We start from the raw sequence: 19,459 nt of genomic DNA, 5'->3' as shown, positions 1-19,459 counted from the left end.
GAAAACTGGCACTCAGCAACGGTCTCAAAAAGCGCCATTAATTAATAAAAAAACGACCGCGAATTTCCTTTAAATAAGGCACTTCGCGGTCGTTGTAAAAGGTAACGTTAGTTTTCTTGTATATTATTTAAACCAGGCCATCACCTCGTCTTTGGTAGGCATGGTAATATCCAGCTTCAATTTTTTGCGCATGCCGCCAAGATCATTAAATACTTTGTTGGGGTTGGCGGCTTTTAGTTCATCTACCGCATTAAACCCCATTGCATTAAGCACGGGTACCCACTCGGCCTTAACACCTATATTTATAAAGTCGTCAGCAGTAACAACTTTAGCTTTTTTCTCGGGGCGCATCTGCGGGAAGAATAATACTTCCTGGATAGTGCTCTGATTGGTCATCAGCATCACCAACCTGTCGATACCGATACCCAGGCCTGATGTTGGAGGCATACCGTACTCCAGGGCGCGTAAAAAGTCGTCGTCCATGGCCATGGCTTCATCATCGCCCCTGCCTGCAAGTATCAACTGCTCCTCTAAACGCTCGCGCTGGTCAATAGGGTCATTTAACTCCGAATAGGCATTGGCTATCTCTTTACCATTTACAAAAAGCTCAAAACGCTCTACCAGGCCATCTTTGGTACGGTGTTTTTTGGCAAGCGGGGTCATTTCGATTGGGTAATCGGTAATGTAAGTTGGCTGGATCAGGTTATGTTCAACCTTGGCGCTGAAGATCTCGTCAATCAGTTTGCCTTTACCCATGGTTGGGTTAACTTCTATTTTCAGCTCGGCACAGGTTTCGCGCAAAGCGGCTTCATCCATGGCCGATACATCTATCCCTGTATATTTCAGGATAGAATCGTACATGGATAATTTTTCGTACGGACCGGCAAAGTTGATCTCGTTGCTACCAACCTGCACCACGGGAATGCCGTGAACAGCTTTAGCAACAGTTTCCAAACATTCTTCAACCATGGCCATCATCCATATATAGTCTTTATAGGCTACATAAATTTCCATTGCTGTAAATTCCGGGTTGTGGGTACGGTCCATACCCTCGTTACGGAACATTTTACCAAACTCATACACACCATCAAAACCCGCAACAATAAGGCGTTTCAGGTAAAGTTCATTGGCTATGCGCAAAAACAAAGGCATATCCAGCGTATTGTGGTGCGTGGCAAACGGACGCGCCGCTGCGCCGCCATGTACCGGCTGCAGTATGGGGGTTTCTACCTCCATCCAGCCCTGCGCGTTAAAATAGTTGCGCATACTGCTAATCACTTTGGACCGGTTGATGAATATTTGTTTATAAGCCGGGTTAACAGTTAAATCAACATAACGCTGACGGTAACGTAATTCGGGGTCTGTAAATCCATCATGAATGGTTCCGTCGTCCTCGCGCTTAACAACAGGTAGCGGTTTAAGCGATTTAGAAAGAACAATCAATTCGCGAACGTGAACCGATATCTCGCCGGTTTGGGTTAAAAATACATAACCTTTAATACCAATGTAATCGCCGATATCAAGGAGTTTTTTAAATACGGTATTGTATAAAGTTTTATCCTCATCAGGGCAAATATCATCGCGTTTCAGGTAGATCTGGATCCGGCCGGTTGAATCCTGCAACTCGGCAAATGATGCATTGCCCATGATACGGCGGGTCATGATACGGCCTGCGATAACTACATTTTGGTAGGCCTCGGGTTTTATTGCAAAATTATCGGTAATATCCTGTGCCCAGGCGTTAACATCAAATGCTTCGGCGGGGTACGGGTTTATGCCCAGTTCCCTTAATTTTTGTAAAGATTCGCGGCGGATAATTTCCTGCTCGGATAGTGCAATACTCATGTTTTGAACGGTATTTTTAATAAAGGTGCAAAAATAGCGTTTTTAATGGAAAATTAGCCCCCTAACCCCCTGAAGGGGGAACTTTTTGATTTGCATGGTTATTTGAAGTTTAATGAAATAATCACCTCCCTCTTAATGCAAATCAAAAGTCTCCCCCTTCAGGGGGAGATTCAGAGGGGGCTTGCGAGCTTTTTCTTCTTTTTCCCTTTAAAACCCCTTACATTAGCCAACCAATTACCAAACCATGAAAAAACTGTCCGTTATATTATTATGCCTTATAGCAGCCACTTGCAAAGTATTTAGCCAGGATACTACTGCTTTATACAACGCCGGCACCAAAGCTGTGTTAATTGCCAAACAATTCGCATTCACCGAAGGGCCTGCTGTTGACAAAAAAGGCAATGTATTTTTTACGGATCAGCCCAATAATAAGATCTGGAAGTATAGCACGGACGGCAAACTTTCTGTTTTTATGGATAGCGCCGGCCGCAGCAACGGAATGGATTTTGACAGTAAGGGCAACCTCATAAGCTGTGCCGATGGTAAAAACGAACTTTGGTCTATCAGCCCGAAAGGAAAAATAGAAGTATTACTTACCGGCTATAAAGGGCAAATATTTAACGGACCTAATGATGTTTGGGTAAGGCCGGATGGTGGGCTATATATAACCGACCCCTATTACCAACGCGACTATTGGACGCACAAAAAGCCCGAGCTTGACGGCCAAAAGCTTTATTACCTGCCAAAAGGTAAACATGAAGCCGTTATGGTTGATGATAAATTTGTGAGGCCGAATGGCATAGTTGGCACTGCCGATGGCAAACATCTTTTTGTTGCCGATATAGGGGATAACAAAACCTATCGCTACGATATTAATAAAGACGGTTCATTAACCAACAAAATGCTTTTTGTGGCGATGGGATCAGACGGGATGACGATTGACGAACTGGGCGACATATACCTTACGGGCAAAGGCGTGACTATTTTTAACCCTAAAGGCGAAAAAATTGGCCACATTGATATTGACGAGCCCTGGACAGCCAATATCTGTTTTAGCGGCAAAAACCGGGATATATTATTTATTACGGCGTCAAAGGCGGTATATACTTTTCAAATGAAAGTAAAAGGAGCTAACTAAGTCGGAATTCATAAGTCGTGAGTCTTAAGCCGGATTTAGTTCTTTTGACTTAAAATTGAGACTTTCGATTACAGCACTATGCTTTCTGTTGTAATATAGATATGATTTGCTGTTGCTCACCGTTGTTGAGCAGTTCGCCTTCGTAGTGCCAGGGTCCCGACTGGGGGAAATATATGGTGCCCAAATAATCGGGATTATCTTCATCGGCTAAAGAGGGGCCGTCGCCATCAATCTCCATTTCTTCCGTAAACAGCGTTGACTCATTGTCTACCGAAGTTTTGTAAATTTTATATACCCCCGTATCCGCAAGGTTATGTTCCAATACCGGTTCAATGATAATATTTCGTAAACTGCCGTCGGCATGCTTTAAATCTGCGTAGACCGGATTTTTCATAAGCAAGTGGTTTTGTTAGATTAATACAGTAGTATAAGTATTTTGTTTTATGGCTCTATGATGGTTATTGTGGATGGTTAAAATTGGCAGGTACAATTTAAAGCGGATGTGACAAATTAAGTTAAATCGAAAAAACATATTTACCTGATAAAACATAGAACCCGGTTTTCGGTGTTTAATCCATACAATTGTACTCAATCCGTTACAGAACTTATTTCATTTATGCGGATAACTGCAGAAAAGTATAAATATTTTTTGACAACAAGGAAAAAAGACAGCGAACTCTTTCCCATTCTTCTTTATTCCCGAACCGGCGATTTTTAACCTTCATTTAAAGCAGGCAAAAACTATTTTTTTGTATTAAAAAATGTAAATTGGTAAGTCATTTATTATATTATATTAATGAATTTTATTGGTAAAATATCGCTTTTTTTAACGTTGTCTAATGTCGTGCATTTGCATTTCAACTTGAAGCCGGTTTTAACTCCGTTAACCTCAAAAAAAGATTCAGTCCGACAAAGTAAAACCAAAATCATAAACGGTATTAGTTATACTGCGATAAATACCTTTGGTGATGGCGTTAGCCCTGGCAGGTTTTATATAAAAGATAAAAGCGGCAAAATAGTTTATAAAGCAACCGCCGATGACGAAGTGGTTTATTTTAAATTCATTGATTTTAATGGAGATGGCTATAAAGATATCACCGTAGAACTAAGGGGAGTAGATTCGGGTGCACAGGACCTGATTATTTACGACGTAAAATCAAATACATTCAAATTAGCCGGCGATTGTTCAAATGCGGAAAGGATTCCAACAACAAAATTTTACTATACTTACGAGGATTGTTGTATGGGAAGAGTTTGGAGCAGCAACCTGTTTTACATTACCGATTCAAAGATCATCAACGTGGGCAATATTAAGTATGACGATAACGGTGACTATGGCATTTCGTTTTACAAACTCAACGGTCAAAAGCGTGTTTTTATAAAAAAATGGAAAGTTCGGATTAACGGTGATACGCCTGTTTCAACAGGTAAACATATCGATTTTATTTTGAAGCATTATTGGAAGAATCATTGGCGTAGTTTTATTGAATAACGCAGGTTAAGCAAATAAAGATAACTCAAATCATTTCAGCGTTTTTTTAACCGAATTTCATAAACTGCCCAGTAATCAACGGGTAATCATCCAAATTCATCAAACAACCTTTAGATAGGTTGGATGCTTTCAGATTCGGTTTTGAAAGTTTTAAAAACCTATAGAAACAAGAAGCGCCCTCTGATGGGCAGGGGCGCGTTCTAACCAATTATAAACCTAAATTATGAGAAGAGCTGTAAGGGAGGTCTCGAACCTTCTGGTGCTGCCGTTCAGCGCCTTACAAATACTACACTGCAAATATACTACACATCTTTTATTTTGCAAATATTTTAAGTAAAAAAGTTAACTATTAACAATTTAATAATACAGCAAGCATTTAAGTGCGATATTGATAAATAAATAATTGTCATTTAAACACATTATCTATCTGTATATCAATATGTTCATTTAACGCAATAATAATACCAATAGTGCCCTACGATTAAAATATTTTGATTATTTATTGGTTATGTTGATGACTTTTGCAGATTTTGATGCGATTTATTAGAAACCATGCACTTATCAGATAAAAAACTGTTATAACCCAGCTAAAAACTGCAACCTATTATATATCAATCGACTCAAATAGGCATTAATGACCGAACCAAGGGCATCAAACCGGAACAATTTCGCCCAGAGTTACAACACAAAGCCGCCATGGCATACCAGGGCGGCTTGTTATAGCGGCGGGGTTAAAATCGTTATCCCGCAAAATACCGTTAGCTAGTTCTGCGACGCCGGCGATGTCTTCGCCTCTTTCCTGGCGGCCTTTTTTTGTTTTTGGGCTTCTACAAAAGCGAGGTATTTCGTTTTTTGTTCGGCAGTAAAAATGGCCTCCAGTTTAGTTTGCGCGTTGTCACGGATCTGTTTATGTGAATATCTTTGTTCTTTTTTATCGTTTGTACCTTTAAGGGCCTTCAAACTATCCAGGCTTTTACCCTGTTCCAGTAATACCGCATTCACCTGGGTTATCTGGCTGTTGCTCAGGTTAAGCTGTTTAGTTAATACTTTAGTTTGTTTTGCAGCCCGTAACGCGGGAGTCGCCTTTGCTTTTTCCTGGGCGTGTGCAAATAAGCCCAGTCCTGCTATAAAAGCTATCATCATGAATATCTTTTTCATAGTTTATATTTTTTTATGGTATGACTGATTTTTGCTGTATTGGTTTAAATAATAATGAACAATGCCCGGTTAAAAAAACAAGCCTTTTTTCGATACTATGTATAACCAACAAAGTGTGTGTACCGCCCGGAAATGAAACACCATGAAACGGGGTGGTACGGGTGAAACACCCTGGTACGGGGTGGTACACCTGTTCCTCACCTATGTTGGCACCACCTGAAATACCAATGAACTAATGAACCAGTGAACTACCCTAAAACTTTCTTCTTCCCCATGATGTTATTCTAATAATTAAACATCAGTTACCATGAGCCTGGAAATATATGCCAAAAAGCGCGACTTTACCAAAACAGCCGAACCAAAAGCCGGTAAAAGCAAGGATAAAAACAGCCTGACTTTTGTAATACAAAAGCACGATGCTTCGCGGTTGCATTACGATTTCAGGCTGGAGATGGATGGCGTACTCAAAAGCTGGGCGGTGCCCAAAGGGCCGTCAACCGATCCAAAAACCAAAAGGCTGGCTATGATGGTGGAGGATCATCCTTATGATTACCGCAACTTTGAGGGCATCATCCCCGAAGGCGAATATGGTGGAGGTACTGTGATTGTTTGGGACGAAGGCACATATGAACCCATCGAAAAAATTAAAGGCAAAAAAGAGCAGGAAAAGCAGCTGTTAAAAGAACTTAAATCCGGATCATTAAAAATAAAGCTCCATGGCAAAAAACTACAGGGCGAGTTTGCCCTGGTAAAAACCCATGGCATGGGCGATAATGCCTGGCTGCTGATAAAGCACGATGACGATTTTGCATCAAAAAAAGATATTACTAAAGAGGACAAGTCGGTAATATCGGGCAAAACCATCGAGGCCATGGAAAAAACCGGTGAAAAGGTTTGGCAGAACGGGCATGAAGAAAATATTGAAAAGCCGAAGAAGGGCGCATCAATAAAAAAAGTGATTGAAGCAACCGAGCCCAAAGAAAGCGTGGTTGAACAGGAAGATATTGACATTACCGCGATATTAAAAAAAGCCCCCAAAGCTAAAATGCCAACCGGGATAAAACCTATGCTGGCCACTTTGGTTGATGAACCTTTTGACGACCCTGATTGGGTTTACGAGGTAAAATGGGATGGTTACCGCGCACTTGCTTTCGTGAACAAGGGAGAGGTGGAGCTATTATCCCGCAACAATAAAACGTTTAACCAAAAGTTTTACCCTATCTACAAACTACTACGGGGCTGGAAGATTAACGCCGTATTGGATGGCGAGATCCTGGTTTTGAATGATAAAGGCATCTCAAACTTCGGCAACCTGCAAAACTGGCGCAGCGAGGCCGACGGCGAACTGGTTTATTATGTGTTTGATATTTTATGGTACGATGGCAAAAACCTGGTGAATTTACCCCTCTCCCAACGCCAGGCTATACTCAAATCTGTTTTACCAACTAACGATGACCGCGTACGCGCCAGCAAGGTGTTTGACGCCAGTGGAATGGATTTTTTTAAGGCGGCCGAGCGGATGGGCTTAGAAGGCATTATTGCAAAAAAAGCCGACAGTAGTTACGCTCAAGATACGCGCTCCAAAGAATGGTTAAAAATTAAAGTACACAAACGGCAGGAAGTTGTGATAGCCGGCTTCACCAAAAACGAGGATACGTCTAAACAGTTCAGTTCATTGCTGTTGGGTGTTTATGAGGATAAAAACCTGCAATATGTAGGTAAAGTGGGCACTGGTTTTTCGGATAAAGTACAAAAGGAAATGATGGCACAATTTAAGCCGTTAATAACCGATAAAAGTCCTTTTGACACTATTCCTGATGTAAACAAACCATCGCGTTTCAGGCCTAATCCACCCAAAGCCAAGGCAACCTGGCTAAAACCCGAGTTGGTTTGCGAAATAGAATTTAGCGAAGTTACCACTGATGGTGTTTTTCGGCATCCATCGTTCCAGGGCATGCGGATTGATAAAAAGGCAACGGATGTAGTGCGCGAGGTTGCAGAACCCACCGAAACCGCTATTGAACAGGCGGAAGACAAACAGGAGGATAACCATGCATCGGCCATAAAACCACCAAAAGAGAAAGGAAGAAAAACCTTGCTAAACCCAACCGACGAAACCCAGGTGCGCAAAATTTGCGGCCACGATTTAAAGTTCACCCACCTGAGTAAAATTTACTGGCCCGAGGATAAGGTAACCAAGCGAGATATGTTTAACTACTATTACCAGGTAGCCGAGTACATTTTGCCTTACCTGAAAGATCGCCCCATGTCGCTTAACCGGTTTCCCGGCGGTATTCACGGCCCAAGTTTTTACCAAAAAGATGTAAAAGGCAAAGCGCCCGATTGGGTAAAAACATTTCCGTATACCAACGGTGAAGGCGAGCACAAAGAATATTTGGTGGGCACCGATGAGGCAAGCCTGTTATGGATGGCATCATTAGGCTGCATCGAGATGAACCCCTGGTTCAGTCGTATCCAATCGCCGGATAACCCGGACTATTGCGTGATAGACCTTGACCCCGACAAAAACACGTTCGACCAGGTAATCGCCGCAGCGCTGGAGGTAAAAAAAATATTGGATGCCATTGATGTTCCCTCCTACTGCAAAACTTCCGGCTCAACCGGCATGCATATATATATCCCAACCGATGCCAGGTATAGTTATGATCAAACCCAGCTGTTTGCACGTATTGTTGTAAACATTGTTCACAAACAAATACCCGATTATACCAGCCTGGAACGCATGGTTGCTAATCGCAAAGGCAAAATGTACCTTGATTTTTTACAAAACCGCCCCGGCGCTACCATAGCCGGCCCCTACTCGCTCCGCCCCAAAATTGGCGCCACAGTATCTATGCCCCTTCACTGGGATGAAGTAAAACCTGGCCTTACTATGAAACATTTTACCATATTCAATTCAATAGACAGGCTGAAGGTTGAAGGCGATTTATTTAAGGGAGTATTGGGCAAGGCAATCGACTTAGAAAAGACAATGGAAAAAGCAAAATCGATTTTTGGTTAGCGGTCGTTAGGCATTGGTCATTTAAGGCCAAGTTTGATGAGCTAACGATTGTTTTAATTTTTTAATAAATCTCCCCATGACATATCCAATTTTCCTGTTATTCTGAGCGGTAAAATTTCGCGAAATTCCGAAGGGAAAATGACAACGATTTAATCCCCAATGTCATGCTTGTTTCGGCACCGCACATGCTAAGTGTACTTCATGTGGGTCACCTGTCCTGTGGGATCCCGAAACAAGGATGACTTCCGTTTTTCAACTTGTCATAGGTAGGTACGAAGGATCTATAAGCTATGTATGATCGATAGAAAAGTTCGCAAATAGATGCTTCGTTCCTCAGCATGACAGTCGTTTATTTTTTGATTGTCATTCTCCCTTCAGAATTTCGCAAAATTTTACGACTACCAATGACCAATGACAGCGAAGCGAAATGACTAATGACAGCGAAGCGAAATGGCTAACTAACCGGCAATTTCACTACAAAAACAGACCCTTTGCCTTCTGTACTTTCCACGTGGATAGTACCCTTATGGCTTTCAACTATCTGGCGTACAATACTGAGCCCCAAACCTGTTGATTTTTCGCCACGCACGCCGGTGCGGCCGGCCTTGGTAAAGCGGTTGAATATTTCGGGCAGCATAGCCTCAGGAATCCCCATGCCATAATCCTGAACCTCAATAATCACATCCTTATTAACCTGGCTTAACCGCACGTCAACACGGCTGTTATCCTTTGAAAATTTCACGGCATTACTCACCAGGTTGTCAATCACGCGGGAAAACCTTTCTTTATTAATCAGTGCATAAGCGGGGTTTACACTGCTGATAAAAATAACATCAACGTTCAGTCTCCCCTGGGTCCGCCAGGAATCTACGGCGGTTTTAAGCAACTGATTTAATTCTGTTCTTTCGGTTTCAATAGGTCTCCCGTTTTCATTGCGGGCGGCATCCAGCAGGTCGTCAATGATCGACCGGGCTTTGGCACACGACTCCTTAATCATATTTAAATTATCCTGCGTATCCTCTGTCACCTCATCAAGTTCCATCATCATCGCTATCGATTCAACCGAGGCAATAGGGTTGCGCAAATCATGAGCTACCATACCCAGCACCTGGTTTTTAAATACATTGGCCCCTTCTATCAGTTCATTTTTTTCACTTATTTGTAAAACCTGCTGGTAACTATTGGCTTTGTAAGTAAAAAAGTACCGGGAGGTTAAATAAAAAGCAGACAATAAAACCACTGAAATTAACTGATTATAAACCATTTGCGTCGGCGATGTTTGGCTATAAAGCAACAAAGCAGTAAAAAACAACTCTACGCCTATAATAAGGATAATCGATTCGTAATACTCAAATACTACTGTCGCGCTTATCAGGCATAATGCTATCAGGTAAAGTGTAAGCGAATTACTTGGATCGGACGTGGCTATAAAGCTGGAATACATGCCACAGGTAATAATGTACAACGAAAATAAAAATACCGTAAACGCCATAAGCTGGGTGCTTTTTTTTTGCCTTTTATATTCCATTATCAGCAGGTTGGCAGCTATCAGGAAAAAGGGGGTTATTACCAGGAACACCCAGTTACTTGTGTTAAATTCGGGAAAGTTTTGCGCCTTGGTAAGGCTTGCCGGGAAAACAACATACAGCACCCTTATAATGATATTCAACAATAAAAATATGATACTGGCTGCCCGTACAGCAATCAAATTCTGGTACGTGTAAAAATCTTTGTACAATGATCTGTACTTAACAGGCAGGCTATTGAAAAAAAAGCGCGTGTTCAACATGAGTTGATATTTACCAAACGGATAAAAGTATTAAAAATGTTACAACTATTTCAGGTAACGACAAAATGACGTTTAAAATATTTTTTACGTGACTTTTTATCATGTTTAGCTAACTGGCAAGGGATTTGACTAATACAACTCATAACACTAAATCACTATGAATTTTAACAACTTTACAATAAAAGCACAGGAAGCTGTACAAAAAGCTTCTGAAATTGCTACCGGTAATCAGCAGCAGGCAATTGAGCCGGCGCACCTGTTAAAAGGGTTACTGCTGGTTGATGAAAATGTCATATCCTATTTACTAAAAAAGCTTAATGTTAACCTTAACCGGCTGAACGAGGTGCTGGATACCCAGATAGCATCGTTTCCGAAGGTTAGCGGCAGCAACGTTTACTTATCATCAGATAGTAACTCGGCACTGCAAAAAGCGCAAGGATACTTAAAAGAATTTAAAGATGAGTTTGTATCGGTTGAGCATATCCTGTTGGGGCTGCTGGCAGCCGGTGGCAAAGTAAGCGGCGCGCTTAAAGATTTTGGTGTAAATGAAAAGGATCTTAAAAAAGCCATTATCGCTTTACGCGGCGATAGCAAAGTAACCGACCAAAATGCTGAAGCAACCTACAATGCCCTCAATAAATATGCCCGTAACCTGAACGAGTATGCCGAAAGCGGCAAGCTTGACCCTGTTATTGGCCGCGACGACGAGATTAGGCGTGTTATCCAAATCCTATCCCGCCGTACCAAAAACAACCCGATATTGGTTGGCGAGCCGGGCGTTGGTAAAACTGCCATTGCCGAAGGTATTGCTTTCAGGATAATCAAAGGCGATGTACCCGAAAGCCTGAAAACAAAAACAGTTTACTCGTTAGATATGGGCGCATTAATTGCAGGCGCCAAATATAAGGGTGAGTTTGAAGAACGCTTAAAAGCTGTTATAAAAGAAGTTACGCAAAGCGATGGCGAGATCATTTTATTTATAGATGAGATACATACGCTGGTTGGCGCAGGTGGTGGCGAAGGCGCTATGGATGCTGCCAACATTTTAAAACCAGCCCTGGCCCGTGGCGAATTACGGTCGATAGGCGCGACTACCCTTAACGAATACCAAAAATATTTAGAAAAAGATAAAGCGCTTGAACGCCGTTTTCAGAAGGTAATGGTTGAAGAACCGGATGCCGCCGATGCCATATCGATATTACGTGGTTTAAAAGAACGTTACGAAACTCATCATAAGGTGCGGATTAAAGACGAAGCCATTATTGCCGCGGTAGAAATGTCGCAGCGGTACATAGCCGACAGGTTTTTACCGGATAAAGCTATCGATTTGATGGATGAAGCCGCATCAAAACTACGCCTGGAAATGGATTCGGTACCGGAAGTGGTTGACGAGCTGGAACGCCGCATTATGCAACTGGAAATTGAGCGCGAGGCTATTAAACGCGAACGTGACGACCGTAAGGTAACCGACCTGAGCGAGGAAATTGCCAACCTGTCGGCCGAGCGCGATTCGCTCCGCGCCAAATGGCAGGGAGAAAAAGATTTGGTCGACGGCATAAATACCAAGGTTGAGCTGATTGAAAATTATAAACTGGAAGCCGAACAGGCCGAACGTGCCGGCGATTACGGTAAAGTAGCCGAATTACGGTACGGTACCATTGTACAAGCCCAGGCCGAGGTTGAAAAACTGAAAGCCGCCCTTTTGGAAAACCAAAGCGATAGCCGCATGCTGAAAGAGGAAGTTACCGCCGATGATATTGCAGGCGTGGTAGCCCGCTGGACAGGCATCCCGGTGAGTAAAATGATACAAAGCGAAAGAGAAAAACTGTTAAACCTGGAAGGCGAGCTGCACAAGCGTGTTGCCGGGCAGGAGGAAGCGATAGAGGCGATAAGTGATGCTATACGCCGCAGCCGCGCCGGTTTACAGGATAAGCGCAAACCAATAGGGTCATTCATATTTTTAGGCACAACAGGTGTGGGTAAAACCGAACTGGCCAAAGCCCTGGCCGAATACCTGTTTAATGACGAAGGCGCCCTGGTGCGTATAGATATGAGCGAATACCAGGAACGCCATGCTGTTTCAAGGCTTATAGGAGCGCCTCCGGGCTATGTGGGTTATGATGAAGGCGGCCAGTTAACTGAAGCTGTGCGCAGGAAACCGTATAGTGTGGTACTATTAGATGAGATTGAAAAAGCGCACCCTGATGTATTTAACATTTTGCTGCAGGTATTGGATGATGGCCGCTTAACCGATAATAAAGGCCGGGTGGTAAACTTTAAAAATACCATCATCATCATGACCAGCAATATTGGCTCAAACATCATCCAGGAAAACTTCCAGGCTTTGGAAGATAGTAACCGCGATGAGCTGATAGCCAAAACCAAAAATGAACTGTTTAACCTGTTAAGGGCAACCATCCGCCCCGAGTTTTTGAACAGGATAGATGAGATCATTATGTTTACACCGCTAAGCCGCAACGAGATACAGGACATTGTAAAACTACAGTTTGCCCAGGTACAACACACCCTGGCCGAAATGGGCATCACGATGGAAGCAAGCGAAGAAGCATTGGACTGGCTGGCCCAGTTAGGTTACGATCCGCAATTTGGTGCCCGTCCGTTAAAACGTGTCATCCAGAAAAAGATCCTGAACGAACTATCTAAACAGATCCTGGCCGGCACAGTAGATAAAGACAGCACCATTAAGGTAGATATGTTTGATAACAACTTTGTATTCCTGAACACGCCCAAGGTTGGTGAAGTGATTGGATAAGTAAGTGGTTGATTTGATTGGTTTTTTAGATTAAATCGACTCCATCACGAGATTTACTCTATTCTTACTTGCAACTTCAGCATAAACATCAACTCGTACTTCCTCAATGGTAACGATTGCCATCGGTATACATTTGCATACCAGTGGCAATCGTTGTTTTTTATCGGCCTGTTTTTTATTTGATGATCAGCAACCAGCCTTTTCCTTTTTCAACCGGAATCCTATCATCCAAACCAAACGTTTTAGCCGGCTGAAAGCTTTTAATCTCCGGCGCTGTGATGGTCGCTTTTGCAGGATCGATGCCCAGTTTCTTCCAATCGATAGCCAGTTTAAAATCAGTATCGGTATCTTCCCAACTCGCTATCGAAACCATAACAGCTCTTGCCTTCTGGTAAACAGTTGCCAATACCCTGGCTTTATCAGTTTTTACCGGGTTATCATCAACCCAGTAGCCAATCATTTTTGTACCCTTCATACCAAAGTTATCCCAGGCTTTCCATATCGGGCGCGGGTCGGCGCCATCGCTCCAGGGCATGCGGTTAGTCATCCCGTAAACCATGCCCCGCCATTTATTACCGCCGCTTTGTAACATTTCGCCCATTAGGCCAAACGGAATACCGCTCACCTCAGCCAGGAAAAAATCGGGGTCGTTCTTTTCGTAGTCAAAATACTCGCCAAACCACAGACGGTTCAGGTATGGAAAATGCTCCATATACAGGTTGGCGCTGTTATTAAACCCATCACTTTTATTGTATTGATTGGCCGAGTGGAGATCAATAATACCGGGGTGCCCGTCTTTTGTAAGTACGCGTTTAACACGTTTCATGGTTACACGGTCAAAGGCCACATCGTCTAAATAAATACCATCGATGCCTGCGTTTTTGGTAAGCCAGTTCATGCCTTCCACATAGTAATTATGCCAGCGGTTCATACCGCTGTTAATAATGGCCGCATCCTTAATTTCGGGAACAAACCAGGCGGCAATGTAATCGTCGCCAACGTGTTCCTGCAGCCAGCTGAAGCCGCCGCCTCTGCCGGGCGAATAAATTTCGTGCCCAAGGCTGCGGAGCACGAAGGTTTCATAAGCGTGGTTGGACAGTTCGCGTATGGTGTTGTAAATTTTCACTTTTAACCCAGCCGTATGGGCCGAATCATCATAGGACTTCATTTTATGCCAGGCGATAAAAGGGTAGTTGATAGTTGGATTGATAGCTGTAGCATGGTGAATGTTTATTAAGCTTGCACCTGCTGCCTTAATGGTGTCAATAGGTTTGTAAGCGTGATAAAACCTGGTGGCCCACTGAAAATCGGTATTAATGGTATGAAACGGCGTAATAAGTAAGGTAAAGTTGTAGTACAACTCCTCTCCTTTTTTCAAATTCCGTTCGCCGCTGTAGTTGTTTACCAGCACCGCTTTGCCGTCAAAGGCAATTTTTATACCGCCTTTATTATCATTGCCCCATGACGATGGCAGGATCAATGGTTTTTGCAGGTAGAAATTGGTATTAAGCGGACGAACGTATTTTTCATCGCGCAGTGAATATTGCAAACCACCGTTTACGTTGCCAACCCAGGCACCGTCCTGGTTTTTATGCGCCACATCCCATTTCCACTCAAAATTTTCGGGACGATAGCCGCCCTTTTGGCCAAGGCCCATCATGTATTTGGCAAAGTCCTTTTTAAGGGGGATATGCATATTTATCTCCTTTAAACTTACATCCTGCAAGGCCTTCACCTTTACTGTATAGGCCATAAAGCCGTCAAACTCCAAGGATGCGGATACATCCATTTGCAAACTATCATTGGCGCTTACCGCCGTCCACTGTACCGTACCGGCTTCTTTTTTACTGAATTGCACGCCCTGGCTTTTCAGGTTAATTTTTTTTCCGGCAGCGTTTATAAAATGAAAGTGAATGCCTTCGGTAAGCAGGTTATTAGGTGTGGCGGCATATTCGGTCATTTCGGGCGTAAAGTAGGTTTGTATTTGTTTGGGGAATCCATCTTTATTTACCTCCACTTTTCTGCCCAGCAGGGTAATGGTATTGCCATCTACTGTTAATGGCGTATACGGTGCAATTACTGTATTTTCCTGCGCCATGGTCGAGTTTAGCCAACCCAGGCGGGTCATTTTATAAGGTTCATTTACGCCGCCATCTTTTAATATTTTGCTGTTTACTTTTATGGATATAATAATCGTTTTAGCAGCTTTCCCATCTACCCGGATAGTTGCCTTTCCTGTATACGTTGAAGGCAAAGCTGAGGTGGGCACATCAACACCGCACCATAAAGCCTGAATATCGCCCTGTGATACATTTACGGTTTTAGTTAGCGGTTTAGCATCATAGGTGGTACCGCCCGTGTTAATACAAAACAACGCAGATGCAGGGATGGTTTTGCCAGCCGCCGAAGTAAGGCTACTGAATGTAACCTTTACATTTTCGATATTCTGCAACGCGTAAACACCCAACTGAAAGGCAAAGTTTTCGCCACGGGCAGCTACGCCTGTATATTTGTTTTGCGGCCCAAGTTCTATCCATCGTTGTGGCAAATCTTTGGTCATACGGATGGCGTTCAACCTGTCTTCCGGAAAAACCAGGAAGGCCTCTTTTTTATTTTTGCCAATCAAAGCCTCAGTCTCTGCTTTGGTGGCGATCACTTCCATCGGGTAAAAGCTATTAAATGCATCAATGGATTGAAATTCCTTTACCTGGGCCGGAACAAAAACACGTGTCGACGATAACTTTTTTAACCATGCGTCAGAAGCCGTATTATCGGGCTTTAAGTATACCCCCTTAGGATAATTGGACCTGCCCTCATTTTTATAGGGCATATAATAAACATAATAGGTCCCTCTGCCCGATGTGGGCTGAAAAAAGATCTTCCCGCTTTCCCTGTCAATTTTCGCCGCTTTTACATTGGTTATTTTTTGGTGCGTTTTAGCATCCTCAACGATAATCCTTTTCTGTTCCGGATCAATGTCCCTTCGTCGCCAGGAGATGGTTACCGAAGCAAAATCGCCGGTACCGTTAAAGGTCAATACTACCCGGTGATTTCCTAATGAATCGGGCAGCCAGCATTTTTCGCAATTGGTATAAGGTATTTTTTGTGCCGAAGCAGCAAAACTGCCTAACAGTAAAATAATGGCAGTAAATTGTTTTTTCATTTTAGTTGGAACTTATAATTTTTGATAGCCAGCTATGAGCAAATTTGATTACGCACAATCTCAAATGCGCAAAGCAAGCTATCAAAAATTAAAATCTATTATGAGGATGTTATAACTTTTGAAGGCTAAAAATGGTAAAATTATTGATACCATATCCTCACCGTTTCATCCCGCAACAGCGGTAATTACCTGGCTGTACACTTAGCAATTAGGGTGCTGAAATAAACCGACAACATTCTTACATTCCTAAAATCCGCTATCGTCCAGGGCAAAACTGTTTTTCCTATCTTTCCATTTACCTTTTGTAAAATCAGGAAAGGCCACGCTTGCATTGCCTTCTTTAAGGGATTTAGTTGATAATGGCGTAATAACACTCATGGTAACTGAATCATAAACATCAATAGGCGTTTGGCGTTTATTTTTTACCGATTCGATAAAGGCGTTAAATACAAACCAATCCATCCCGCCGTGACCGGCGCCTTCGGCCATTTTTTCGTATTTTTTCCACAACGGGTGATCGTATTTATCAAACCATTGTTGTGCCGGATCCCAGGAATCATCCTCTTTCGATTTATGGTCGATATAAACACTTTTGTTTACATCCATCCACAATCCCTTTGTGCCCTGTACGCGGAAGCCCAATGAATACGGGCGCGGCAAATGCGTATCGTGGCTCAGCAATACCGTTTCGCCGTTGGCGCAATTGATCATGGTGGTAGTTACGTCGCCATTTTTATAATTTATCTTAGCGTTGGGATGGCCGGGCGACAATTCTTCGATGTAAGCCCCCAAACCGCGTGCTTTTGAGCTAAAAGATACCAGGTTGGTAAACCGGTTACCCGCGTTGATATTGGCGTAATGCATACAAGGGCCTGCGCCATGGGTTGGATAGATGTCGCCATCCACATCTATATTAAACTGGGTACGCCATTGGGCTTCGCTTAAGGCTTTGGCACCATATTCCACGCCTCTGTTACCGTAGCTCCCTTTACCATCGTTAAACAATACCGGCCTTAAATTGTGCTGGTAACCGCCTTCCAAATGGATAATCTCGCCAAAAAGGTCCTGGCGTGCCATATTTAGCGCAGCCATTACATCCCGCCGGTAACAAACATTCTCTAATGTCATATAGGGCATTCCTGTTTTTTCGGAGGTATGCACAATATCCCAGTGTTCGTCTACCGTCAAGCCTGCAATAACTTCACAACCCACATACTTGCCGGCCTTCATGGCATCAATAGCCTGCGGATGGTGAAACTGCCAAGGTGTGGCTATGATGACTGCATCGATATCCTTACGGTCTAAAAGTTTTTTGTAGGCATCCAGGCCACCTGTGTATTCCGTTACCGGGGCATGGCCCTTTTTGGCTATGTATTCGCGGCAAATTTTCAGTGAATGCTCCTGGGTATCACAAATGGCTACTACTTCTACATCATCGCGCAGCAAACCTTCGGCAATGTGGCTCATGCCGCGGGCACCAACGCCAATGTAACCCAGCCTTACTTTGGCCGGTGCAGATGCAAACAAACTACCAGACGGCAATATGCTGAAGCCGGCTGCGGCAATAGCGCCGGTTTTTATAAACTCTCTTCTTTCCATTTTATAAGTTATATATCAGTTTTATTTAATAGGTAATTTATTAATATCGATAACAGGTTTTACACCTGCCGCTGCCCTGGTGAATGGCGTGTTCAGTTTCACGAAACCGTCAAAAAAACCGCCGTTTTGCAGGTAAAATTTATCCCCTTCAACTCCGCCGGCATAATCTTTCCGGTAATTTGCTTTGGCGGTAGCATCACCGGTGTATACAGCATGGGTAAGTTGCAGCCAGTTATTGTTGTTATCGCCTATCCATTGGTTGGTAAACAGCGCTTTGCGGGTTTTATCGCCGTTTTCGGGCTCAAAATTCTCTACAAAAGAATAGAGGCTGGTTAGGTAAGTTGCTTTTTGCGGCCGGTTAAAGCTGGCCACCAGGAACCATTTGCCGGCGGCAACGTCTTCAAAATAAGCCGTAAAAGTTGTTGAATTTTTAGCAGGATCGGGTTCGGCGCTTAACAAAAAGGCATAGGCTTTCCCGGCTTCCCATGGGTAATGCATATAACTTTGCCCGCCCGATCCTTCGTTGCCAAATTCGCCAATGTGTACGCCCGCGCCACCTTTTATCAATTTAATGCGCATGCTATCGGGAATGCTTTTGGGGTCTTCGGTATTAAATGGACTCCATACAGAAAACAACACCCGGCGTTCGGCAGCCGAATTTACCTGCATGCCAAAATATCCCTGGCCAAATCCATCTGCCATAAAATATGATCCGACAACGTCCTGCCCCCTGGGAACAATTATCTGGTTGTAAAACCATTTCACTTTTGTTTTTTTATCATCGGGAACTGTAAACCTAAGGTGCACCGATGGTCCCCTCCTGCCGAAATGAAACGAACTGCCTTGTTTTACATAAGCAATATCGGCATCGGGCTGTTTGGTTTGGATGATCAGGTCGCTTACATCAGCATACACTGCGCCTGTTTTACTGATACCCTTCAGTTCAATTTTAACATGACCGGCATGCCTTAAATGAATCGTTCCCATCTCAATGGTATCAAAAGCCCGGTTGCTTACCTTTTTAAATATATAATTTTCGCCTTCCTTTATCCGGATCTTACTTTCGCCGTTTGGCACCCGTAGCCGCAACGATATTTTAATATCCTGCGTAACCGAAACCCTGAAATAGATGTTCGCGGTTGATTTAGGGCCTTTCCAGTTCATCAGGCCTTCATCAGTAATGGTATCGGGCGCGTTTACCCAGGCATTGCCTCCTAAAGGGATTACCTGCCTTATATTGGGCACGTCGGGGTTTGCAACCTGGGCCAGCGAAACAGCGGCTATAAAAGAACCAATTAAAAAGACAAGGCAGCTTGCTGTATTTTTTTTCATATTATGTTATCGGCAAATACCAAATGGTATCCTTTTATAAATGTGCCGGCTTCTTAATAAACATTTTGTTTTGCTGAAATTAGTGATTAAGCATGTGAAAATAAATTACACAAACCCAAAAACGGCACGCAAACGTTTGCAGTACTTT

At 43.2% G+C, this 19,459-nt stretch carries 11 protein-coding genes; 4 read left to right on the top strand and 7 right to left on the bottom strand.

Annotated elements, in window-relative coordinates:
• Positions 1 to 123: 123 nt before the first annotated feature.
• On the bottom strand, positions 124 to 1,845 hold the full coding sequence (gene lysS / locus BMX56_RS12950; protein WP_090647833.1) for a lysine--tRNA ligase: 1,722 nt from the start codon (positions 1,843 to 1,845) through the stop codon (positions 124 to 126).
• A 244-nt stretch (positions 1,846 to 2,089) separates the two neighbouring features.
• Between lysS and BMX56_RS12945 the strand changes: the two genes are divergently transcribed.
• On the top strand, positions 2,090 to 2,983 hold the full coding sequence (locus BMX56_RS12945; RefSeq protein ID WP_090647830.1) for an SMP-30/gluconolactonase/LRE family protein: 894 nt from the start codon (positions 2,090 to 2,092) through the stop codon (positions 2,981 to 2,983).
• 76 nt (positions 2,984 to 3,059) lie between these two features.
• Here BMX56_RS12945 and BMX56_RS12940 read toward each other — a convergent pair whose 3' ends face one another.
• The gene (locus BMX56_RS12940) at positions 3,060 to 3,377 is read right to left on the bottom strand and encodes a hypothetical protein (protein ID WP_090647825.1); all 318 of its coding nucleotides are present in this window, start codon (positions 3,375 to 3,377) and stop codon (positions 3,060 to 3,062) included.
• A gap of 402 nt (positions 3,378 to 3,779) precedes the next feature.
• Here BMX56_RS12940 and BMX56_RS12935 point away from each other — a divergent pair, with 402 nt between their 5' ends.
• A complete protein-coding gene (locus BMX56_RS12935) occupies positions 3,780 to 4,475 on the top strand; it encodes a hypothetical protein (RefSeq protein WP_090647822.1) in 696 nt (231 codons plus the stop codon).
• A gap of 762 nt (positions 4,476 to 5,237) precedes the next feature.
• On the opposite strand, the gene BMX56_RS12930 is transcribed toward BMX56_RS12935, so the two are convergent.
• Entirely contained in the window at positions 5,238 to 5,633 is a 396-nt protein-coding gene (locus BMX56_RS12930) for a hypothetical protein (protein ID WP_090647817.1), read from the bottom strand.
• 307 nt (positions 5,634 to 5,940) lie between these two features.
• Here BMX56_RS12930 and ligD point away from each other — a divergent pair, with 307 nt between their 5' ends.
• A complete protein-coding gene (gene ligD / locus BMX56_RS12925; RefSeq protein ID WP_090647813.1) occupies positions 5,941 to 8,655 on the top strand; it encodes a DNA ligase D in 2,715 nt (904 codons plus the stop codon).
• 454 nt (positions 8,656 to 9,109) lie between these two features.
• Here the strand turns inward: ligD and BMX56_RS12920 are convergent, their stop codons facing one another.
• Positions 9,110 to 10,444: a sensor histidine kinase gene (locus tag BMX56_RS12920; protein ID WP_090647808.1), complete on the bottom strand. Its 1,335-nt coding sequence runs from the start codon at positions 10,442 to 10,444 to the stop codon at positions 9,110 to 9,112.
• 157 nt (positions 10,445 to 10,601) lie between these two features.
• Here BMX56_RS12920 and clpB point away from each other — a divergent pair, with 157 nt between their 5' ends.
• Positions 10,602 to 13,217, top strand: coding sequence for an ATP-dependent chaperone ClpB (gene clpB / locus BMX56_RS12915; protein ID WP_090647804.1), 2,616 nt, complete (start codon positions 10,602 to 10,604; stop codon positions 13,215 to 13,217).
• A gap of 175 nt (positions 13,218 to 13,392) precedes the next feature.
• Here clpB and BMX56_RS12910 read toward each other — a convergent pair whose 3' ends face one another.
• The 3 genes from BMX56_RS12910 to BMX56_RS12900 all read right to left on the bottom strand — a co-directional run bounded on the left by BMX56_RS12910 (position 13,393) and on the right by BMX56_RS12900 (position 19,311).
• Positions 13,393 to 16,380 carry a glycoside hydrolase domain-containing protein gene (locus BMX56_RS12910; RefSeq protein ID WP_090647800.1) on the bottom strand — a complete coding sequence of 996 codons (2,988 nt, stop codon included), beginning with the start codon at positions 16,378 to 16,380 and terminating at the stop codon, positions 13,393 to 13,395.
• Between the two features lie 246 nt (positions 16,381 to 16,626).
• Complete coding sequence (locus tag BMX56_RS12905) at positions 16,627 to 17,979, bottom strand: Gfo/Idh/MocA family protein (RefSeq protein ID WP_090647796.1); 1,353 nt, start codon at positions 17,977 to 17,979, stop codon at positions 16,627 to 16,629.
• 21 nt (positions 17,980 to 18,000) lie between these two features.
• Positions 18,001 to 19,311: a DUF3472 domain-containing protein gene (locus BMX56_RS12900; RefSeq protein WP_090647791.1), complete on the bottom strand. Its 1,311-nt coding sequence runs from the start codon at positions 19,309 to 19,311 to the stop codon at positions 18,001 to 18,003.
• Positions 19,312 to 19,459: the final 148 nt, after the last annotated feature.

Origin of the sequence: Mucilaginibacter sp. OK283 (assembly GCF_900110415.1) — a bacterium.
Taxonomy (GTDB): Bacteria; Bacteroidota; Bacteroidia; order Sphingobacteriales; family Sphingobacteriaceae; genus Mucilaginibacter.
Note: the sequence above shows the minus strand (reverse complement) of the source record. Positions and strands in the feature narration are given on the sequence as shown.